We start from the raw sequence: 17812 nt of genomic DNA on the forward strand, positions 1-17812 counted from the left end.
CGAGGGACGCCATGACAAGCCGCGAAGAGGCGATTGAAATTCCTGTCGATGCGCGTGCGCGCCAATGGGTCGCCGCGCTGCCCTGGCGTCAAGCCGCCTTGGCGGGTATCGGTGGTGCGCTGGCCATTGGGTTGCTGGCCGTGATGAACGCGACGGAGACTCTTCCGCTTCTGATTCCGCCATTCGGTGCGAGTTGTGTTCTCGTCTTCGGCGTGTCCGCCAGTCCCTTCGCGCGGCCGCGGAATGTCATCGGGGGGCATGTCATCTCGGCGGCGGTGGGGCTTGTCGCTGTGTCCGCTTTCGGGGGCGGTGTGCTCGGCGTTGCGGCAGGTGTCGGACTCGCGATCGCCGCTATGATCTTGAGTGATACGGTCCATCCTCCGGCCGGCGCCAATCCTATCGTTGTCGCCCTGTCGGGTGCCGGTTGGCCGTTTCTGATCGCTCCCGTTTTGATCGGTGCGGCGACAATCGTCGTATGCGGATGGATTTACAATCGCATGCGCACGGGGGCCAGTGTTTGATCTCTCGTCCGCGCCGGGCTGCCGATCCGGCTTCTCCGTCGCTATCGCGCCGCTGGCCGGCGGATGTCGCCGCTCGTGTCGAAGACCTGCCGGAAATCTTTCGGGCGGAGGGCAATGCTTGCCACTGTGTGCTTGTCGAGTTCGGTTAGAAATGCGCCGAGCGCTCGCCGCAGGACTGCCGGCAGGCGACAGCAATTGCCGATGACGCATTGGCTATCCGTCGCGAAGCACTCGACGAGTGCGAAGTCCGGCTCCGTTGCGCGAACGACATCGCCGAGGCGGATGTCCTCGGCGGGCTTGCCGAGTTTCAATCCTCCCGCGCGGCCGCGAACCGCCGTCAGGTAGCCCGCGCGCGTCAAAGTGTTGGCGACCTTCATGAGGTGCGCGCGCGAAATGCCGTAGGAGCCTGCAATCTCCTCAATCGTCACAAGCCGGTTTCCGGCAGCGTGTGCGTACATGAGCATACGGAGCGCGTAATCCGAGAAGGTGGTCAGTTGCATCTCGATCCTGCGTCAATCTGCATTAGATTCATTCTTGACATGCCTTATCCCCTCGGACAAGGTCCCTTTAAGATATATCATATATATATCTATTCGGAGCATGTTCGCGTCAGCGCGGCTCCCGCATCGTCCGCCGCGAGGCCGGCGGGGCTGCAGTTGTGGAGGAGGGAATTCATGACGACGGTCGTGCTCTTGGCCGAAATCGCAACGCTTGGGCTTTTCATCCTGTTTGCCAGTCTTGTGCGGCAGTTTCATCAAGACGACGAAGGCTCCGGCCCTGCGCACCCCGACCCGGTGGGCGATGTCTTCATCTCGACTGTGCGCTGGGGCATGATCGTCGGCTACGCAACGTTCTTTGCGCTTAGCGCGTATTGGATCGGATCGGGAGGATTTTATGGCCAATGATTTGAACCAGGCTCTGCCGGCGGCCATGCCCATGGCGCCGCGGCAGACGAAGCTTCTTCGCACCCTTGCGGTCGCCCTTGTCTGGGTTGCCGCCCCCGCGCCGTTGTGGATTATGCTGGGGCTCATGCTCGTCATATGACGGAGCGCGCGCTCGTCGGCGTATGCACTCACTTGCCATGGAGACCATTTGACATGACGGCGGTCCGTGACATCCATCCCAAAGCGCCGGGGGTTGCCGCCGGGGTCACAGAACATATGATTCGCGATCTCGTTGACGGGTTCTATGCGCGCGTGCGCGCCGACGATGTGCTCGGGCCGATCTTCAACGGCGCGATCGACGATTGGGATCATCATCTCGACAAGCTGTGCGCGTTCTGGTCATCGGTTACTTTGATGACGGGGCGCTACAAAGGTTCGCCCATGAAGGTTCATGCGGACCTCTCTGGGATTTCCAGCGCGCATTTCGATCTGTGGCTCGGGCTTTTCCGGCAGACGGCGCGCGAACTCTGTCCGCCCGATGCTGCGGCGCTGTTCATCGATCGCGCGGAGCGGATCGCGCAATCCCTGGAAATGGGTATCGCCGTTCACAGGGGGCAGTTCGTGGGGCACGGCGAACGGCTCGTCGGGCGGGCGGCGCAGCCTGGAGATTGAAGACCCACGGCGCTGGGGCGGGGTTATGCCCTTTTTTTTCGGAGCGGCCGTGCCGGACGGGATGCGGCGAGCGCGGCCTCCAAATCTTCGATCAAGTCTTCCTCCGCTTCGAGGCCGACCGAAAGGCGCAGCAATCCGTCGGTGATACCTGCGGCTTGCCGCGCGTCGGCATCCATTCCGGCATGCGTCATCGTTGCGGGATGCGCGACAAGGCTCTCCACACCGCCGAGAGATTCCGCGAGCGTGAAGATCCGCACGGTTTCGACAAAACGGCGGGCGGCTTCTCCGCCCCCCGCGAGTTCGAAGCTCAACATCGCGCCAAAGCCCGACTGTTGCGCTTTGGCGATGGTGTGACCTGGGTGGGAGGGTAGACCGGGATAATGCACGCGCTCCACCGAGGCGCTTTTTGCGAGATGCCGTGCGATGGCGAGCGCCGATTGCTGTTGTTGTGCGATGCGGGGAAAAAGCGTCCGGATGCCGCGCAGCGTCAGGTACGCATCGAAGGCCGACCCGGTCGTGCCGACGATGTTGGCCCACGCCGCGAAAATGTCGGCCTCGGATTTCTTGGCGCACACGACGGCGCCGCCGACAACGTCGGAGTGGCCGTTGAGATACTTCGTCGTGGAATGAATGACGTAGTCGACACCGAGGGCCAGAGGCCTTTGAAGCGCCGGAGAGAGAAATGTATTGTCGACCGCAATTTTTGCTCCCGCTCTGCGTGCGCGTTCGGCGATTGCGCGAATGTCGACAACGCGCATCAGAGGATTGCTTGGCGTTTCGATGAAGATCATCGTCGGCGAAGCGGAAAAAGCTTCTTCCATGTGTTCAGGGTTTCCCTGATCGACGAACATCACGTCGAAATGCTTCATGTCGCGCCGCGCCGAGAGAAGGCGGTGCGTTCCGCCGTAGCAGTCGTGAGGGGCGACCAGAAGGTCGAAGGCGCGGAGTTGGCTTGTCGCGAGGTCTACGGCCGCCATGCCCGACGACGTGACGACAGCGCCTTCGCCGCCCTCCAATTCCGCCAGCGTTTCGGCCAGGAGCGACCGTGTGGGGTTCGATGTACGGGAGTAGTCGTGAGTGCCCGCTCGTTCGAATTCCGGGAAGACATATGTCGTGGACAGGTGAATGGGAGGAGCGACTGCGCCAAAACTCGTATCCACGGCGATCCCCTTGCGCGCCGCGATCGTTCGCGGGTTCCTCGGTTTTGTCATAAACTTGGTTCCAGTTCGGTGCGGCGTCCGGGATTGGTGCCGAGCGGTCGGTTCGATGCTATATCGTAATGCGATATAAACAAGAGGCGCTGTGATCTGGCGGCTGACAACGGAGCCGCAAGGCCGCGGGCCTTCACGCTGGGATGAGGCTTCGTTGGGATGAGAGTGTTAATTGTCGGTGCCGGAGGGGTAGGCGGCTACATCGGCGCGCGGCTCGTTGCGGCCGGCATGGATGTGATGTTCGTCGTGCGGGAGGCGCGGCGGGCGCAGCTCGCTGCCCACGGCCTCGTCGTGGAGAGTCCGCTCGGAAATTTCTCCGGTGCTGTTGCGGCCGTGGGTTCGCCGTCTTCCGGCTTTTCGCCCGATGTCGCCATCGTCGCCTGCAAAGCTCATGCGCTGGATCGCGCGCTCGATGTCGTCGATGCCGGGCGTGGCCCTCATACGCGCATTCTTCCCCTTCTCAACGGGGTCGCGCACCTCGACGTGTTGCGTCGGAGATTTCCCGATGTGCCGGTGCTCGGCGGGCTTGTTCATGGCGCGCTGACGCTGCGCGAGGACGGTGTCGTTGCGCATTTGACGCCGTTCTTTTCGGCGATCGTGGGCACTGAAACGGGCGCGCCGGATGCGGTTGCCGAGGAGTTCGTCAGGCGTTTGAGCGCCGCTCATGTCGATGTCCGCCTCAGTCCGGATATTCGTCAGGACATGTGGAACAAGTTCGTGTTCCTGGCGACGTTTGCAGGAATTACCTGCCTCATGCGCGCGAGCATCGGCACGATCATGTGTGCGGACGGCGGGGAGGACATAACTCTTCAACTCCTGGACGAATGCCTCGCCGTTTCTCGCGCGGAAGGCTTTGCGCCCGATGAGGCATCCATGTCGTCTTACAGGCGCGTGCTCACGGAGCCGGGGTCGACGTTCACGTCTTCGATGCTGCGCGACATCCTCAGTGGACACCGCACGGAAGCCGATCATATTGTTGGCGACATGCTGAGGCGCGCGAGACGGCACCGCATCGATACACCGATGTTGAAGATCGCGCTGGCACATCTGCAATGCTTCGAGGCTACGGTCAGACACAACGAGCGGACGCTGTAACGATGCTTATGCCCACCTCTGCGGATGTGCTGTGCGGCGACATCAGGCCGCTCGGAACAAACGGGCACACGAGCGGCATCGCAAAGGAAAGAACGCCGGGACCGTGGCGTATCACGCGAGAGGGGCTCGCGGGCGACGCTCAAGCGGATAAGAAGCATCACGGCGGCCCGGAGAAGGCGCTCCACCACTACGCGTTCGAGCATTACGAGGCTTGGCGCCGCGAGATCGGAGAGCACCCATTGCTCGCGCAGCCGGGCGCGTTTGGCGAAAATATCTCAACGACGGCCTGGACGGAGGAGGCGGTTTGCCTCGGCGATGTGATCCGGTTCGGCGGTGCGCTGTTGCAGGTGAGTCAGGGCCGCCAGCCGTGCTGGAAACTCAACGTTCGTTTCGGGCGGGACGACGTGGCTTACAAGACCCAGGCGTCCGGCCGTACGGGGTGGTATTATCGTGTGCTTGAAGAAGGCGAAGTGATGCCGGGGGATCGCCTCGTCCATGTGCGGCGGCTACAGCCCGCCTGGCCGATTGCGCGCGTGCTGACGCTGCTCTATCGCGACAAGGATCGCTACGACGATCTTGCGCAGATGGCTGCGTTGCCCGAGCTTGCGGAGGGATGGCGTCTCCTGGCGGAGCGGCGCATCGCAGCGCGCAAGACTGAGGACTGGGCGCCGCGGCTGACGGTGCCTGACGTTTAGGGACCTGCCGTCATCCGCGTCACATGTCGTAATAGAAGTAGATCGCAAAGCACGTCGCGATACCGACGATGATATTCATCGGAATGCCGACTTTCAGAAAATCCGAAAAGCGGTAGTTGCCCGCGCCATACACCAGCGTATTCGTCTGGTAGCCAATGGGGGTTGCAAAACTCGCGCTCGCGCCGAACATCACCGCCACGACGAGCGGGCGCGGATCGATGCCCATCTGAGACGCAATCCCGAGCACGATCGGCGTCATCACCACGGCAACGGCATTGTTGGTGATCAGCTCGGTCAGTGTCGACGTCAGGAGATAGACCACAATCAACAGCGCCAGTGGCGACAGGCCGGAGAGGATGGGGCTGATGGCCGAGACGATCAGGTCGATGGCGCCGGTGCGTTGAAGGCCGACGCCGATGATGAGCATCGAGAAGATCAGAACGAGAATGCCGCCGTCGATTGCGCCCCAAGCCTCGTCGCTGTCGATGCAGCGCAGAACGAGGATCGCGACCACCGCAAGCATCGCAAGCATGGCGATGTCCATGACATTCAATGCGGCGAGGATGACGACGCCGGCGAGCGCCGCGAGGGCGATGGGAGCCTTGGCGCGCCGAAAGGCGCGGCCTGCCGTACGGGTGACGGAGACGAGGAAGCCCTGCTGAGACATCGCGTCGAGGCCCGAGGCCGGCCCTTCCAGAAGCAGCCTGTCGGCCGGACGAAGGAGGGTGCTTTCCAGGTTCCTGCCCGGGATGTGCTGATGGCGATGGACGCCCAGCACGCGCACGCCGAAACGGCTGCCGAGCGCCAAATCGGCAATGCGCCGGCCGATGGAGGCTTTCTGCGGTGCGACGACGGCTTCGACAACGATCGGATCGGAAGGCATCGGGACGGAGCGGGCGAGGCCGACCCGGAGGGACTTCCTTTCGGCGAGTGTGAGGAGCTCTGACGTCGTTGAGGCGACGATGAGCCGGTCGCCCTTTTTGAGGATCATCTCCTCAAGGTTCTCGCGCAGAACTTCGCCGCCGCGGTTCACGCCGAGGAGCCGCAGACCGGGAAGTTTGAGCGCGCCGATTTCTCCGATCGGCTCCTCCGTGAACGTGCCTTCGTTCAGCACTGTGATCTCCGACAGGAACTCGACCTCGCCATTTTCGAGACCGGCGCTCTCGTCGCGCCGGTCGGGAAGCAGGAAGCGGCCGAACAGACCCAGGAGCAGCAAGCCCGATATCGCGGTGACGATACCGACAGGGGTGATTTCGAAAATCGAGAACGCTTCGAGCCCATGTTCCCGCGCGACGCCATCGACGAGAAGATTGGTGGAGGTGCCGATCAGCGTGCATGTCCCGGCAAGGATGGTGACGTACGACACCGGGATGAGCAGACGCGTCGATGCGATATCGAACTTGTTCGCGATGCGGATCGCGATGGGAATGAGGATCAGGACAAGCGGTGTGTTGTTGATGAAGCCGCCGATGGCGACGATGCCGACCATCAGAGTGACGATGGCGACGGTTGGACTGTCTCCTGAGTAGTCCAGAATTGCGCCGGCTACGCGTTCGAGCACGCCGGTGCGAACGAGGGCGCCGGTCAAGACGAACATCGCCGCGATGGTCAGAGGCGCCGGGTTCGAGAAGACCGCGAGGGCTTCGGCGGGCTGAACGAGCCCCAACACGACGAAGGCGGCGGCCCCGACCGACGCGGTCACCTCGGGCGGGAAACGCTCGAACAGGAACGCGGCAAATGTCAGGAGGACAATGGCCAGCGCGATGATGGGCGCATAGCCCGCAATGATGCTTTCGATCATGTTCTTCCGAGGTGCTGCGGAGCGGCGATCTATGGCATGGCGCTCCGCGAGCGACAACAGGGCGCCTCACCGTCCGGAGTTGCCTGGCATTTGTCTCCCAACGCTGCCGTCCGGGGTCCGCGTTGCATTTCGTATTGTTGCGCTTTGGCACTAGCGCCGACTCAGCCGAGCGGGTGTCATTGTCTCGTTGGCCGTAAGGAGCTCAGCGATGTCGAAGGGCAAGCATAGCTTCCTCGTGATTGGGTATCCGGTTTGGTATCTCGTCGACCGATACCGCGAGCGACAGCGCCGCAAGGTGCTGATGTTGTCGCTTCCACGAGATCACACCGCGCAGGTGATCAACCTCGCAGAGTGGAGGGCGTCGCGGCAAATGCCAAACTGACGGTTCCGGACCTGCGATACGCAATGCAGACGGCTGGCCCTCAATCGCTTGCGCATGCGCGTTGCTTGCGAGCGTACGGCTTCGAGGTGCTCATATTCTTTCATGAGCATCGCGATGGTGCGCGTTGGCCGATGCAACCGCGTGCTGGATGAAGACGATGCCTCGCGAAACGACGGTTCGGTTGGCTGGAGACCGCCTCGTCAGTCCTTCGGCGGAGCGCAACAAGGCACCCATTTCCGGCATTCTTAAAGACGTTCTGCCTCGCGAAGGGTTCGTGCTCGAAATCGGCAGCGGTACGGGGCAGCATATCGTGCATTTCGCGCGAGAGATGCCGAGCCTCGCCTGGCAGCCGAGCGAGCGCGATGAACCTTCGCTCGCGTCCATCGCGCATTGGATGGCGACAGCGGATCTTTCGAACGTAAATCCGCCTTTGCGTCTCGATGTCATGGAACAGCCCTGGCCGGTGTCATCGGCCGCGGCCGTCGTCTCGCTCAACATGATCCATATTGCGCCGTGGTTGGCCGCCGAAGCGCTCATTCGCGGAGCGCGGGATGTTCTGATCCCCGATGGTCTTCTTTTCCTCTACGGCCCGTTTCGACGCGACGGACGACATACGGCTGACAGCAACGAAGCCTTCGACCGTTCGCTACGGTCGCGCAATCCTGCGTGGGGTGTCCGCGATCTGGAGGAGGTTGCGCGCACTGCGTCGGTGCACGGCTTTGGCGCGCCCACGATCTATGAGATGCCCGCAAACAATCTCTCGGTCGTGTTTCGTAAGGTTTAAAGCGCGTCAGTCGAGCTCCGTCGGATAGCTCAACGTCTCGGGCTGATGGCGAGTGACGTCGCCGTTTGCGTCACGAACGACCATTTCAGCGTCGCGGCTTGCCGCGATCGCGCGCGCAAAAGCGATGGCATAGGCTCTGCGCCGGAAGCTGCCGGGCGTCAGCGTTCTGCCGCCATGAGTGACGAGCCAAGCGTTTCTCTCGCTCAACCATCCGACATGGATCTCAGCACGCGGGAACGTGCCCCGATCCGAACGATCCGTGGTCATTTCGCGGTCCTCTCGGCGTTTTTCCGTTCGGGCGCGCAGGGTGCGGCGAATGCGTAAACTGCCGGCTTCGAGCCCGAAGGGCTGGGACGCGTGCTCGTGTGTCGCCGCCGAGCATAAGGCATCCCGATCCATAACGGTTACTTATTTTCGCGAAGTGTCCACCTTGTGACGAGAGCTTAGAAAATTCTTTCTAAATTCGAGCTCAGCCGCGATTGCCGTTCTGCGCGCGGTGGCGGAGCAGGTGGTCCGCCAAGACGAGCGCCATCATCGCCTCGCCGACCGGCACGGCACGAATGCCCACGCAGGGATCATGGCGGCCCTTAGTCACGATCTCCGTCTCGTTGCCTTCCGAATCGATGGTCTGGCGCGGTGTGAGGATCGAGGACGTCGGCTTGACCGCGAATCTGCAAACGACGGGTTGCCCCGATGAAATTCCACCGAGCACGCCGCCGGCATGGTTCGAGAGGAAATGGGGTTTGCCGTCGGCGCCCCTACGGATTTCGTCGGCGTTGGCCTCGCCTGTGAGTTCGGCCGCCGACATGCCCGCGCCGATCTCGACGCCTTTGACGGCATTGATGCTCATCATGGCAGACGCAAGATCCTGATCGAGCTTGCCGTACAGCGGTGCGCCGAGGCCCGCCGGAACGCCCTCCGCCACGACCTCGACGACGGCGCCGATGGAGGAGCCGGATTTGCGCACGTCGTCCAGGTAGCGCTCCCACTCGGGCACGATGCCGGGATCGGGCGAAAAGAACGGGTTGGAAGCCACCACGTTCCAGTCCCAGCGGGAGCGATCGATTGCAAGCCGACCGATGCGCACAAGTGCGCCTCGGATCACGATGCCGGGCCCGAGCACTTTGCGCGCGATGGCACCCGCGGCAACGCGGCTTGCGGTCTCGCGCGCGGAGGAGCGTCCGCCGCCGCGATGATCGCGGACGCCGTATTTGCTCCAGTAGGTGAAATCGGCATGGCCCGGGCGGAAGGCGTCCTTGATCTCGCCGTAGTCCTTGCTGCGCTGATCTGTGTTGCGGATCAGGAGCGAGATCGGCGTGCCCGTCGTCACCTGCTGGCCCTGTGCGTCCGTGACGACGCCTGACAAAATCTCCACCTCATCGGCCTCGCGGCGCTGGGTGGTGAACCGGGATTGTCCAGGCTTACGCCGGTCGAGGTCGGTCTGGATGTCTTCGGCCGTGAGCGGGAGGCCTGGTGGGCATCCGTCCACGACGCAGCCGATGGCAGGCCCGTGGCTTTCGCCCCAGGTCGTCATGCGGAACAAATGGCCGAAGGTGTTGTGTGACATGAAAGCCGCTCATGAAGACCGTGGCGCGACCGAGCCCCGGAGATTCAAAACGATAGCATCCGCAACCTTGTTGCGTGCGGATATGCCGTCTTCTCATAAGTGCCGGACGGGCCCGCAGCAAGGGAGGTTGGCACGCGGGATTCATTTTGCATGTTCCCGCGACGCAGGTAAGCAGTCATGTGCCCGCGTCGCCGTGCGCCTCCTGCATGAGGCGTTTCGGCGGGAAGAAGAGCCGCCTAACGGCCGGCTCAATTCCGGGGCGCGTTTTTTCAGCGGATCGTTCCCCTCGGTCTGAGCAACCGTGGACGAGGGATCTGCCACTCAGTTGATGCTTAGGAGGGAGTCGGAGCGGCCGCTGCTCCGGCTCTCTTTTTTGTTTCGGACGCAAGCTGCGGGAGGCTTCGGAAAAGCGGCGTTGTACTTTGTGGATGTCCGCGGCACTTGCCGCGGGTCGCCTTGCTCCCGAGCGCTGACGCGCTGTTTTGCGTTACGTACGCAAGCTGGAGCTTGGCTTCGCCAAGACGCTCCCTGGCGCTATCGCACCTTTTGAGGGGCGGGCCGGTCAGAGCCAGTGCATCGTTGCATTTGAGAGGATCAGGACGCGATCCTGAGGGCTTTCGAGATCGGGGATACCGAGCGGATCGAGCGCGAGCAGGTGGCCGCGCAGGCAGCGCGACACGCCGCCGTGGGAGACGACGACGACATCTTCGGTGACCGTGCCGGCCCAGCGTTCGACGCGCGCTGAAAGGTCGGCGTAACTCTCCCCGCCTTCCGGACGCCAGCGGAACGGATCGGCCTGGCGGGCGGCGAGGCCTTCCGGATCGTACGCTGCAAGATCGTCCTGCAGCGTTCCTTCCCACTGGCCGTACGACAGCTCCATGAGGTCGGTGTCGGTCCGGTACCCGTCCGTGGGCAGGTCCAACTCGGCGCGGATGATTTCCATCGTTTCGCGCGTCCGCCGAAGCGGGCTGGCGATGAAGCGCGCATTTGCGATGTCGGGCAGGAAAGCCCGCAGCGCGCGGCCGTTCCGCCGCGCCTGGGCGTGGCCCGTGTCGTTCAACGGGATGTCGCGCTGACCCTGGTAACGCCGGTCGCGGTTCCAGTCCGTCTCGCCGTGGCGGATGAAATAGATCGTGGGGCTGTCCCGCATGGCGCGATCATGGCATCCGTCGGCGCAGCGCGCGAGGCATGAAAATGCCGCGCTCCGGTGTGTGCCGGGTTCAGGCGTCGCTTTTCACGACCGAGATGTCGGGTGCATCCTCGTTCTTCATGCCCTGCACGTGATAGCCCGCGTCCACGTGGTGGACTTCGCCCGTCACGCCCTTGGACAGGTCCGACAAGAGATAGACGCCGGAACCGCCAACGTCGTCGAGCGTCACCGTGCGCCGCAGCGGGGAGTTATATTCGTTCCAGCGCAGGATGTAGCGGAAGTCGGCTATGCCCGAAGCCGCGAGCGTCTTGATGGGGCCTGCGGAGATCGCGTTGACGCGGATGTTGTTCTTGCCGAGGTCGGCTGCGAGATAGCGAACGGAGGCTTCGAGCGCGGCCTTGGCGACGCCCATGACGTTGTAGTGCGGCATCACCTTTTCGGCGCCGTAATAGGTGAGGGTGATGATGGAGCCGCCATCCGTCATCAGCTTCTCGGCGCGGCGCGCAAGCGCCGTCAGCGAGTAGCAGGAGACGAGCATCGTCTGGGTGAAGTTTTCTTCGCTGGTATCCACATACCGGCCATCCAACTCGTTCTTGTCCGAGAACGCGATGGCGTGAACCAGGAAGTCGAGCCGCCCCCATGTGCGCTCCAACTCGGCGAACAGGGCATCGACGGAGGCTTTGTCGGTGACGTCGCAGGGAAGCACGACGTTCGTGCCAAGCTCGGCCGCCAGCGGCTGGACCCGCTTTTTCAGCGCGTCGCCCTGGTAGGTCAGCGCCACTTCGGCCCCCTGGGCCACGACGGCCTTGGCGATACCCCAGGCAATCGAGCGGTTGTTCGCGACTCCCATAATGAGCCCGCGCTTGCCGGCCATCAACGTGCCCGCAAGCTGTTCCGCGCCCGGCGCCGTTTCGGTCATGTGCTCGCAATCCCTTATCTTGAATTTGCGCGCATCCTACACAAAAGGACTTTCCGGTCCAGAGACGCGCGTGCGCCTCATTCCGGCACGATCCGGTCTGCCTTCGGCCGCGTCGATGGGTGCGCCGGGCTGCGCGCGCGTGAGTGTTGTATTTTTCTGTTTATACAATGAGTTAACAAATCCGACGTGTGCGCTCGGAGACACGCGGATCCATACCGAGGATGTCAGCCTTCCAGGACCCAACGGCGATCGGGGAGGCGGCAGGCAATGCCTTCGGCCGTGCTGGTCTTATAGCCCGTGGTGAGCAGAACCACCACATGGCGGCAGATGCGACCGTCCGCGTTGCGGAAAGACGTGGTCGGCCGCACGATACCCGACAGGCGGCCGTTGACGCGGCGCCAAACGAACGGCTCGCCGTCGTCCATCTCGGAAAGTCCCATCTGAATGCTTTCGAGGGCTGCTGCTTCGTCGGCTTCGTCGAGGCGCGGGTCTTGCAGGCCGGTGACCTGGGGCCGGTTCGCCTTATCCTTCGTGGGACAGGCGCATTTTGCGCCGTTCGCGACGACTTCGGCGGAAAACGCCGGTCCGCCCGAGAGGAGTACGAAGGTTGCCAGCAACGCGCCGGTCAGGCCGGATAGCACCGAGGCTTTTGCAAGTGGCACATGACGCATGACATATGAACTCTTATACAACTGAACACGACGACGAGGACGCGCCTGCCGTGCGACCAACGGGCGGCTCGGCAGGTCTCTCCAGTGTGGCTGGTCGTGGTTAAAAGGTGCTAAAGCTCCGTCCCGGACCTGAAGTCACTGCGAGGGTGGACGTGACCGACGACACTGAAGGAGCTGATGGGGAAGCGTTCGCGTCCACGGAGGATCCGTTTTCCGTGATCGGTCAATGGATCGACGATGCGACGCGCTCCGAGATCAACGATCCGAACGCGATGGCGCTTGCGACCGTCGATCCGCACGGCCTCCCCAACGTTCGCATGGTGCTGCTCAAGGGGCTCGATGGCGCAGAGCATCCAGAGCGCGGTTTTGTTTTCTACACCAATCTCGAAAGCGCAAAGGGGAAGGAGCTTGCTGCAACGCCGAAAGCGGCGCTCCTGCTTCACTGGAAGAGCCTCGAACGGCAGGTGCGGGCGCGGGGCGTCGTGACGCCCGTGACGGCCGAGGAGGCCGATCAGTATTTCGCATCCCGTCCCAGACTGTCGCGGGTCGGCGCGTGGGCGTCTGATCAGTCGCGGCCTCTCGAAAGCCGGTTCGCGCTCGAAAAGAAGGTCGGGCAGTTTACCGCCAAGTTCGGGATCGGGGATATTCCGCGGCCTCCGCACTGGTCGGGGTTCCGGTTGACGCCGGTTGAAGTGGAATTGTGGCACAGCCGGCCGTTCCGCCTCCACGACCGCGTGGTTTTCCGGCGGGCCGACCCTTCTGCGCCGTGGATCGGGACGCGGCTTTATCCGTAGCGCGGCTCTCCATGCCACTTGCGGAAAGGCGGGCGGCCTGTAGTGTGCTGCCACAACAAGAGGGGGAGTCGCCGCGGCGGGCGGACTCTCAGCCAGCGCAACGGGGGAATCTTGACAGAGTCATCAGGGGTCGGAACGCCGACCGCGCCGCAGGCTGCGCGCGACTGGATCGCAATCTTGCAGCGTTATCGCCATCCCGACCCGGCACGCAGCGTGTTTGAGGTTTTCATCACGTTCGTTCCGTTCGTCGCACTCTGGGTCGCCGCGTGGCTCGCTCTCGACGTCAGTTTCTGGCTGACGCTTGCGCTGACGGTGCCTGCCGCTTTCTTTCTCGTGCGATTGTTCCTCATTCAGCACGATTGCGGTCATGGGGCGATGTTCAAGAAGCGCGCGACCAACGATTGGGTCGGCCGGGTTCTCGGCGTCTTGACGCTGACGCCGTACGACGCATGGAAGCGCAGCCATGCGATCCATCACGCCTCCCACGGAAATCTCGATCAGCGCGGCGTGGGAGACATCGACACGTTGACGGTGCGGGAGTATCGCGCGCTTTCGCCATGGCGGCGCGCGCTCTACCGCATCTATCGCAACCCCGTCGTCCTGTTCGGCATCGGCCCGACGTTGTTGTTCGTGGTGCAGCACCGGCTTCCGATCTCCATGCTCCGCAATGCGGATTGGCGCAGCTGGGCCAGCGTGATCGGCACCAACCTCGCGCTCGTCGCCCTCGTCGGTGTCGTGGTCTGGCTCGTCGGATGGCAGGCTTTCCTCTCCGTGCATCTCCCGATCGTGATCATCGGCTCGTCGATCGGGGTCTGGCTGTTCTATATCCAGCACCAGTTCGAGGATACCTTCTGGGAGGAGAACCCGGATTGGAACGTGCACGAGGCGGCGCTGCACGGCAGCTCGCACTACGACCTGCCCGGCGTTTTGCCGTGGCTTACGGCGAACATCGGCGTGCATCACGTGCATCATCTCTACAGCCGCATTCCCTACTACCGGCTGCCGCAGGTGCTCCGCGATTTTCCGGAGCTGGCGAACGTGCATCGCATCACGCTGTGGGAGAGCTTCAAGTGCGTGAGGCTGAGGCTTTGGGACGAGAGCCAGCGTCGCCTGGTGTCGTTCGCCGAGGCTCGGGCAATCGCTTAGAGCACCGATGATCTCGCTTCGCAGGCGGTTTCAATGCAAAACGGCCCCGATCATTCGGGGCCGTTTTTCGTTTTGGCTGGCGCGATGGAGATCAGGCGCGTGCGATGGACTTGATGGGGCCGCGCGACCGCCCCGAGCGCTCGGCAATTTCGCGATCCTGCTCTTCGATGATCGTGCGCGCAGGATCGTCGCCGTCCAGTCCGCCCAGGATCTCGCTCGGAACCTTGCGGTTCGAACTCTGCGATCCGTCCTCGTAGAGGACGTTGAACAGCACGAAGGCGGCTTTCGGGTTTGGCTTTTTTCGGGCCATGGGCACTTCCTTTCGCAGGCGTTGCCAGGCGCTGTCCGGCTTCCTGATGGGAGCTGGGCAGCGCCTGGGGGTCTACATAAATCGAAGCAAGATCAACCGGCGTCGCGGCTCGGGCGTGTGTCGCGGTTCGGCCGCGAACCGAAGCCCTGCTTGCGCGGCCGTGCGTCTCCGCCGCGCGTGCTGCGTGCGAGGAAGCCGACATGTTGCAGGCCGCTTCCATTCGTGTTGCGTGCGCCCGTTTCGCCGTCTCCGCGGCCGCGATCTTCCCGCGGCTTATGCGGACGATGGCCGTTCGGCGCCGTGCGCTGGCCGCGCGTGTCGTCGGTGCGTGCGCGGGGAGGACGTGCGTTGCGCTGTGCCTCCGTCCGTTCGCCTGCACGTTCGGCATGTTCTGCGGGACGCTCGTTCCGTCTCCGGTCTCCACCATTCCGCGTGCTGCCGTTGCGGTTGCTTCCGCTTCCGTTCCGGGCGCTGCCGTTCTGGCGCTGCGGACCGCCGCGACGGGCACCGTTCATGGGCTGGCCGTCGTTGCGATGCGCGGGTGTCTTGTCGGCGACGATGTTCGGATCGTTGCGGCGGTCTTCGTGCGGGATCGTCTGGCGCGTCACGCGCTCGATGCCGCGCAGAAGCTCACGTTCGGCTGCGTCACAGAGCGAAATGGCCGTGCCGGATGCGCCGGCGCGCGCCGTGCGGCCGATGCGATGCACGTAAGCTTCCGGAACTTCCGGCAGCTCGTAGTTGACGACGTGCGTGACGAGATCGACGTCGATGCCGCGTGCCGCGATGTCGGTCGCCACCAGAACGTTGATGCGTCCGTGCTTGAAATCCTCAAGCGCCATCTCGCGCTGGCGCTGGCTTTTGTTGCCATGGATCGCTGCGACTTTCGTGCCGCCGCCCTCAAGATGGCGGGCCACGCGATCTGCGCCGCGCTTGGTGCGCGTGAAGACAAGCGTGCGTCCCATGTCGGGCGCGGCCAGAAGTTCCGCCAGAAGCGCGCGCTTCTTGGTCGTTTCGATCAGAATGACGCGCTGGCTCACGCGCTCGGCCGTGGTCGCGACAGGTGTGACAGCAACCTTGACCGGCTCGTTCAAGAGTTCGTTCGCGAGACCTGAGATCTCGTTCGGCATGGTAGCCGAGAAGAAGAGGTTCTGCCGGCGATGAGACAGGTGCGAGACGACGCGCCGGATCGGTTTCACGAAGCCGAGGTCGAGCATCTGGTCGGCCTCGTCCAGCACGAAGACTTCCGTGCCGGAGATGTCGCAAGCGCGCTGGTCCATGAGATCGAGCAGGCGGCCGGGGGCGGCGACGAGGACGTCGACGCCGCGGGAAAGTGCCTGGATCTGCGGGCGATGTCCCACGCCGCCGAATACGACGGCGACCGAAATGCCGAGGTGGCGGCCGTAGGCGCGGAAACTCTCGGCGATCTGCGAGGCGAGTTCACGCGTCGGCGACAGCACGAGGACGCGGCAGCCCTTGCGGGGCGCCGGCTTGGGGTTCGCTGCCAAGCGGTGCAGGATGGGGAGCGCGAAGGCTGCCGTCTTGCCTGTGCCCGTCTGGGCGATGCCGAGCAGGTCGCGTCCCTCCATAACGGGGGGAATGGCCTTGGCCTGAATGGGCGTGGGGGCCGTGTAGCCTTCGTCGTTTGAGAGCCTTCAGAATCGGCTCGCCGAGCGAAGTTCGGAAACGTTGTCAAAGGAGTATCTTTCTCTTCCAGCCGCGCGTGCGCGGACGAGCAGCGGCGCCTTCAAGGCGACACACCGCTCGGTGTTCAGATGACGCCCCGCGTGGCCTGGGCAGTCGGATGGGGAGTTTTTCGGGGCGCTCAACAGGGGGACGAATGGAGCCGATGGGGCCCGGGACTTGTCCCTTCACGCGGCTGGAGCGCCGGAAAGACGCTTGACTGGTTCAAGCGTTGCGCGGCTTTTCTCATGCTGCGAGTGCGAAGTCAAGGACGGACCGCCGTTTGCGGTGTCGCAGCCCGCTCGCCCGCCGCCCGCCGTTTGGATTGGAACCTCAACTTATGCATCCCTCTTCGTAGGATGTGATGGCCCTTTACGAGCGTCATGCGCTCGCTTGGGATGCGGCCCGGTCGGGCGTGCCGGTCGAAAGTTCGTGGCTCGACCGCTTTCGGTCTGCGATGGCCCCTCGCGGCGAGATCCTGGATCTTGGCTGCGGCTCCGGCGAGCCGCTGGCCGGCACACTCATCCGATGCGGGCACCGCGTCACCGGGGTGGATGCGTCGCCGTCGCTTCTGCGGATGGCGGCCGAGCGTTTTCCCGATCAGACGTGGATCGAGCACGACATGCGAAGCCTGGCGCTCGGTGTCCGGTTCGCGGGGATCATCGCGTGGGACAGCTTCTTCCATCTCCCGCGCGACGATCAGCGCGCCATGTTTGCGATATTTCGAGCGCATGCCGCTCCGGAAGCCGCGCTCCTTTTCACGAGCGGCCCGTCCGACGGTGAAGCGATCGGTATGTTCGAGGGCGAGCCGCTCTATCATGCGAGCCTGGCCGCCGACGCCTATCGCGCGCTGCTTGCAGAAAATGGGTTCGAGGTGATGCAGTATGTGCCGGAAGACGAGACGTGCGGCGGGCATACCGTGTGGCTTGCCAAGCTCTCACAGGATAGCCGCTCATGAGAAAAGCCGCCGGCAAGACCGGCGGCTTTTCGAATTCCGTAGGGCGCGGTCGCCTAATTAGGCCATCTGCACTTGGCCGGCCTGCTTGCCGCGACCTTTGCGGTCGTCCTCAAGCACGAACGAGAGCTTGTCGCCTTCGTACACGCTGTTGATGCCAGCGCGCTCAAGCGCGGAGATGTGGATGAAGACGTCCTTCGAGCCGTCCTCAGGCTGGATGAAGCCGAAGCCTTTGGCGGTGTTGAAGAACTTCACGGTGCCCGTGATGCGATCCATATCGATAGTTCCTTCTTGCGTGCAAAAAGACAATAGACAGCCAACCCGGACGGCACGCCGTACGCCCGGGGTCTCAGTTCATCTCGAATAAGGGCAAACGGCCGGTGGCACGCTCTCTCATTTCAATTCCGTGAGGGTACGTTCCACCTCGGAGCGCACCGGCCTCGGCTATATGCGGGCAAGGTGTGGCGAAAGCAAGGATCATTTGGCGGGTGCTTTGTTCACCACATCGTGCTCCCTCAAGGGCTCGCCCTTAGGGGCGTTTCTATTGACGGCGGCGGGTATAACTTGGACCTCCC

At 63.4% G+C, this 17812-nt stretch carries 22 protein-coding genes; 11 read left to right on the forward strand and 11 right to left on the reverse strand.

The features are described from left to right. The first annotated feature begins 11 nt into the window (after positions 1 to 11). Positions 12 to 521: an HPP family protein gene (locus W911_RS07875; protein ID WP_023787011.1), complete on the forward strand. Its 510-nt coding sequence runs from the start codon at positions 12 to 14 to the stop codon at positions 519 to 521. Between the two features lie 41 nt (positions 522 to 562). Here W911_RS07875 and W911_RS07880 read toward each other — a convergent pair whose 3' ends face one another. Next, positions 563 to 1021, reverse strand: coding sequence for an RrF2 family transcriptional regulator (locus W911_RS07880; RefSeq protein WP_023787012.1), 459 nt, complete (start codon positions 1019 to 1021; stop codon positions 563 to 565). A gap of 174 nt (positions 1022 to 1195) precedes the next feature. On the opposite strand from W911_RS07880, the gene W911_RS07885 reads away from it, so the two are divergent. The 3 genes from W911_RS07885 to W911_RS07890 are packed head-to-tail and all read left to right on the forward strand — an operon-like array spanning position 1196 to position 2077. After that, on the forward strand, positions 1196 to 1426 hold the full coding sequence (locus tag W911_RS07885; RefSeq protein ID WP_023787013.1) for a hypothetical protein: 231 nt from the start codon (positions 1196 to 1198) through the stop codon (positions 1424 to 1426). Further along, complete coding sequence (locus W911_RS18335) at positions 1416 to 1565, forward strand: hypothetical protein (RefSeq protein WP_023787014.1); 150 nt, start codon at positions 1416 to 1418, stop codon at positions 1563 to 1565. The genes W911_RS07885 and W911_RS18335 overlap by 11 nt, the downstream gene beginning before the upstream one ends. 53 nt (positions 1566 to 1618) lie before the next feature. Continuing rightward, a complete protein-coding gene (locus W911_RS07890; protein ID WP_023787015.1) occupies positions 1619 to 2077 on the forward strand; it encodes a group III truncated hemoglobin in 459 nt (152 codons plus the stop codon). Positions 2078 to 2100: 23 nt separating this feature from the next. Here W911_RS07890 and metB read toward each other — a convergent pair whose 3' ends face one another. After that, positions 2101 to 3288, reverse strand: a complete 1188-nt coding sequence (metB, locus tag W911_RS07895) for a cystathionine gamma-synthase (RefSeq protein WP_023787016.1) — start codon at positions 3286 to 3288, stop codon at positions 2101 to 2103. 159 nt (positions 3289 to 3447) lie between these two features. On the opposite strand from metB, the gene W911_RS07900 reads away from it, so the two are divergent. Together W911_RS07900 and W911_RS07905 are read left to right on the forward strand one after the other, a co-directional pair. After that, complete coding sequence (locus W911_RS07900) at positions 3448 to 4383, forward strand: ketopantoate reductase family protein (protein ID WP_023787017.1); 936 nt, start codon at positions 3448 to 3450, stop codon at positions 4381 to 4383. Positions 4384 to 4391: 8 nt separating this feature from the next. Continuing rightward, the gene (locus W911_RS07905; RefSeq protein ID WP_041317974.1) at positions 4392 to 5078 is read left to right on the forward strand and encodes an MOSC domain-containing protein; all 687 of its coding nucleotides are present in this window, start codon (positions 4392 to 4394) and stop codon (positions 5076 to 5078) included. A gap of 19 nt (positions 5079 to 5097) precedes the next feature. Here W911_RS07905 and W911_RS07910 read toward each other — a convergent pair whose 3' ends face one another. Further along, positions 5098 to 6879, reverse strand: coding sequence for an SLC13 family permease (locus W911_RS07910; RefSeq protein WP_023787019.1), 1782 nt, complete (start codon positions 6877 to 6879; stop codon positions 5098 to 5100). Between the two features lie 208 nt (positions 6880 to 7087). On the opposite strand from W911_RS07910, the gene W911_RS18340 reads away from it, so the two are divergent. Both W911_RS18340 and W911_RS07915 read left to right on the forward strand, forming a co-directional pair. Next, on the forward strand, positions 7088 to 7261 hold the full coding sequence (locus W911_RS18340) for a hypothetical protein (protein ID WP_023787020.1): 174 nt from the start codon (positions 7088 to 7090) through the stop codon (positions 7259 to 7261). A gap of 157 nt (positions 7262 to 7418) precedes the next feature. Continuing rightward, positions 7419 to 8045, forward strand: coding sequence for a DUF938 domain-containing protein (locus W911_RS07915; protein WP_051388740.1), 627 nt, complete (start codon positions 7419 to 7421; stop codon positions 8043 to 8045). Between the two features lie 6 nt (positions 8046 to 8051). On the opposite strand, the gene W911_RS07920 is transcribed toward W911_RS07915, so the two are convergent. From W911_RS07920 to W911_RS17310, 5 genes are all read right to left on the reverse strand, one after another. Next, the gene (locus tag W911_RS07920) at positions 8052 to 8312 is read right to left on the reverse strand and encodes a DUF2188 domain-containing protein (RefSeq protein ID WP_158412844.1); all 261 of its coding nucleotides are present in this window, start codon (positions 8310 to 8312) and stop codon (positions 8052 to 8054) included. Between the two features lie 202 nt (positions 8313 to 8514). Beyond that, on the reverse strand, positions 8515 to 9612 hold the full coding sequence (gene aroC / locus W911_RS07925) for a chorismate synthase (protein WP_023787023.1): 1098 nt from the start codon (positions 9610 to 9612) through the stop codon (positions 8515 to 8517). A 562-nt stretch (positions 9613 to 10174) separates the two neighbouring features. Then, a complete protein-coding gene (locus tag W911_RS07930; protein ID WP_023787024.1) occupies positions 10175 to 10762 on the reverse strand; it encodes a histidine phosphatase family protein in 588 nt (195 codons plus the stop codon). Positions 10763 to 10832: 70 nt separating this feature from the next. Then, complete coding sequence (gene fabI, locus W911_RS07935) at positions 10833 to 11681, reverse strand: enoyl-ACP reductase FabI (protein WP_023787025.1); 849 nt, start codon at positions 11679 to 11681, stop codon at positions 10833 to 10835. A 224-nt stretch (positions 11682 to 11905) separates the two neighbouring features. Next, positions 11906 to 12352, reverse strand: a complete 447-nt coding sequence (locus W911_RS17310; protein WP_023787026.1) for a hypothetical protein — start codon at positions 12350 to 12352, stop codon at positions 11906 to 11908. Positions 12353 to 12498: 146 nt separating this feature from the next. Between W911_RS17310 and pdxH the strand changes: the two genes are divergently transcribed. Both pdxH and W911_RS07950 read left to right on the forward strand, forming a co-directional pair. After that, positions 12499 to 13146, forward strand: a complete 648-nt coding sequence (pdxH, locus tag W911_RS07945) for a pyridoxamine 5'-phosphate oxidase (RefSeq protein ID WP_144083561.1) — start codon at positions 12499 to 12501, stop codon at positions 13144 to 13146. A 111-nt stretch (positions 13147 to 13257) separates the two neighbouring features. Further along, complete coding sequence (locus W911_RS07950; RefSeq protein WP_023787028.1) at positions 13258 to 14292, forward strand: fatty acid desaturase; 1035 nt, start codon at positions 13258 to 13260, stop codon at positions 14290 to 14292. Positions 14293 to 14383: 91 nt separating this feature from the next. On the opposite strand, the gene W911_RS07955 is transcribed toward W911_RS07950, so the two are convergent. Further along, positions 14384 to 14602 (reverse strand): hypothetical protein, encoded by a 219-nt coding sequence (locus W911_RS07955; RefSeq protein ID WP_023787029.1) that lies wholly within the window; start codon positions 14600 to 14602, stop codon positions 14384 to 14386. A gap of 92 nt (positions 14603 to 14694) precedes the next feature. Then, on the reverse strand, positions 14695 to 16188 hold the full coding sequence (locus tag W911_RS07960; protein ID WP_023787030.1) for a DEAD/DEAH box helicase: 1494 nt from the start codon (positions 16186 to 16188) through the stop codon (positions 14695 to 14697). A gap of 458 nt (positions 16189 to 16646) precedes the next feature. On the opposite strand from W911_RS07960, the gene W911_RS07965 reads away from it, so the two are divergent. Continuing rightward, positions 16647 to 17240: a class I SAM-dependent DNA methyltransferase gene (locus W911_RS07965; protein WP_041316418.1), complete on the forward strand. Its 594-nt coding sequence runs from the start codon at positions 16647 to 16649 to the stop codon at positions 17238 to 17240. 57 nt (positions 17241 to 17297) lie between these two features. Here the strand turns inward: W911_RS07965 and W911_RS07970 are convergent, their stop codons facing one another. Next, entirely contained in the window at positions 17298 to 17513 is a 216-nt protein-coding gene (locus tag W911_RS07970; RefSeq protein WP_023787031.1) for a cold-shock protein, read from the reverse strand. Positions 17514 to 17812 lie beyond the last annotated feature (299 nt).

This window comes from Hyphomicrobium nitrativorans NL23 (genome assembly GCF_000503895.1).
Classification (GTDB): domain Bacteria; phylum Pseudomonadota; class Alphaproteobacteria; order Rhizobiales; family Hyphomicrobiaceae; genus Hyphomicrobium_C; species Hyphomicrobium_C nitrativorans.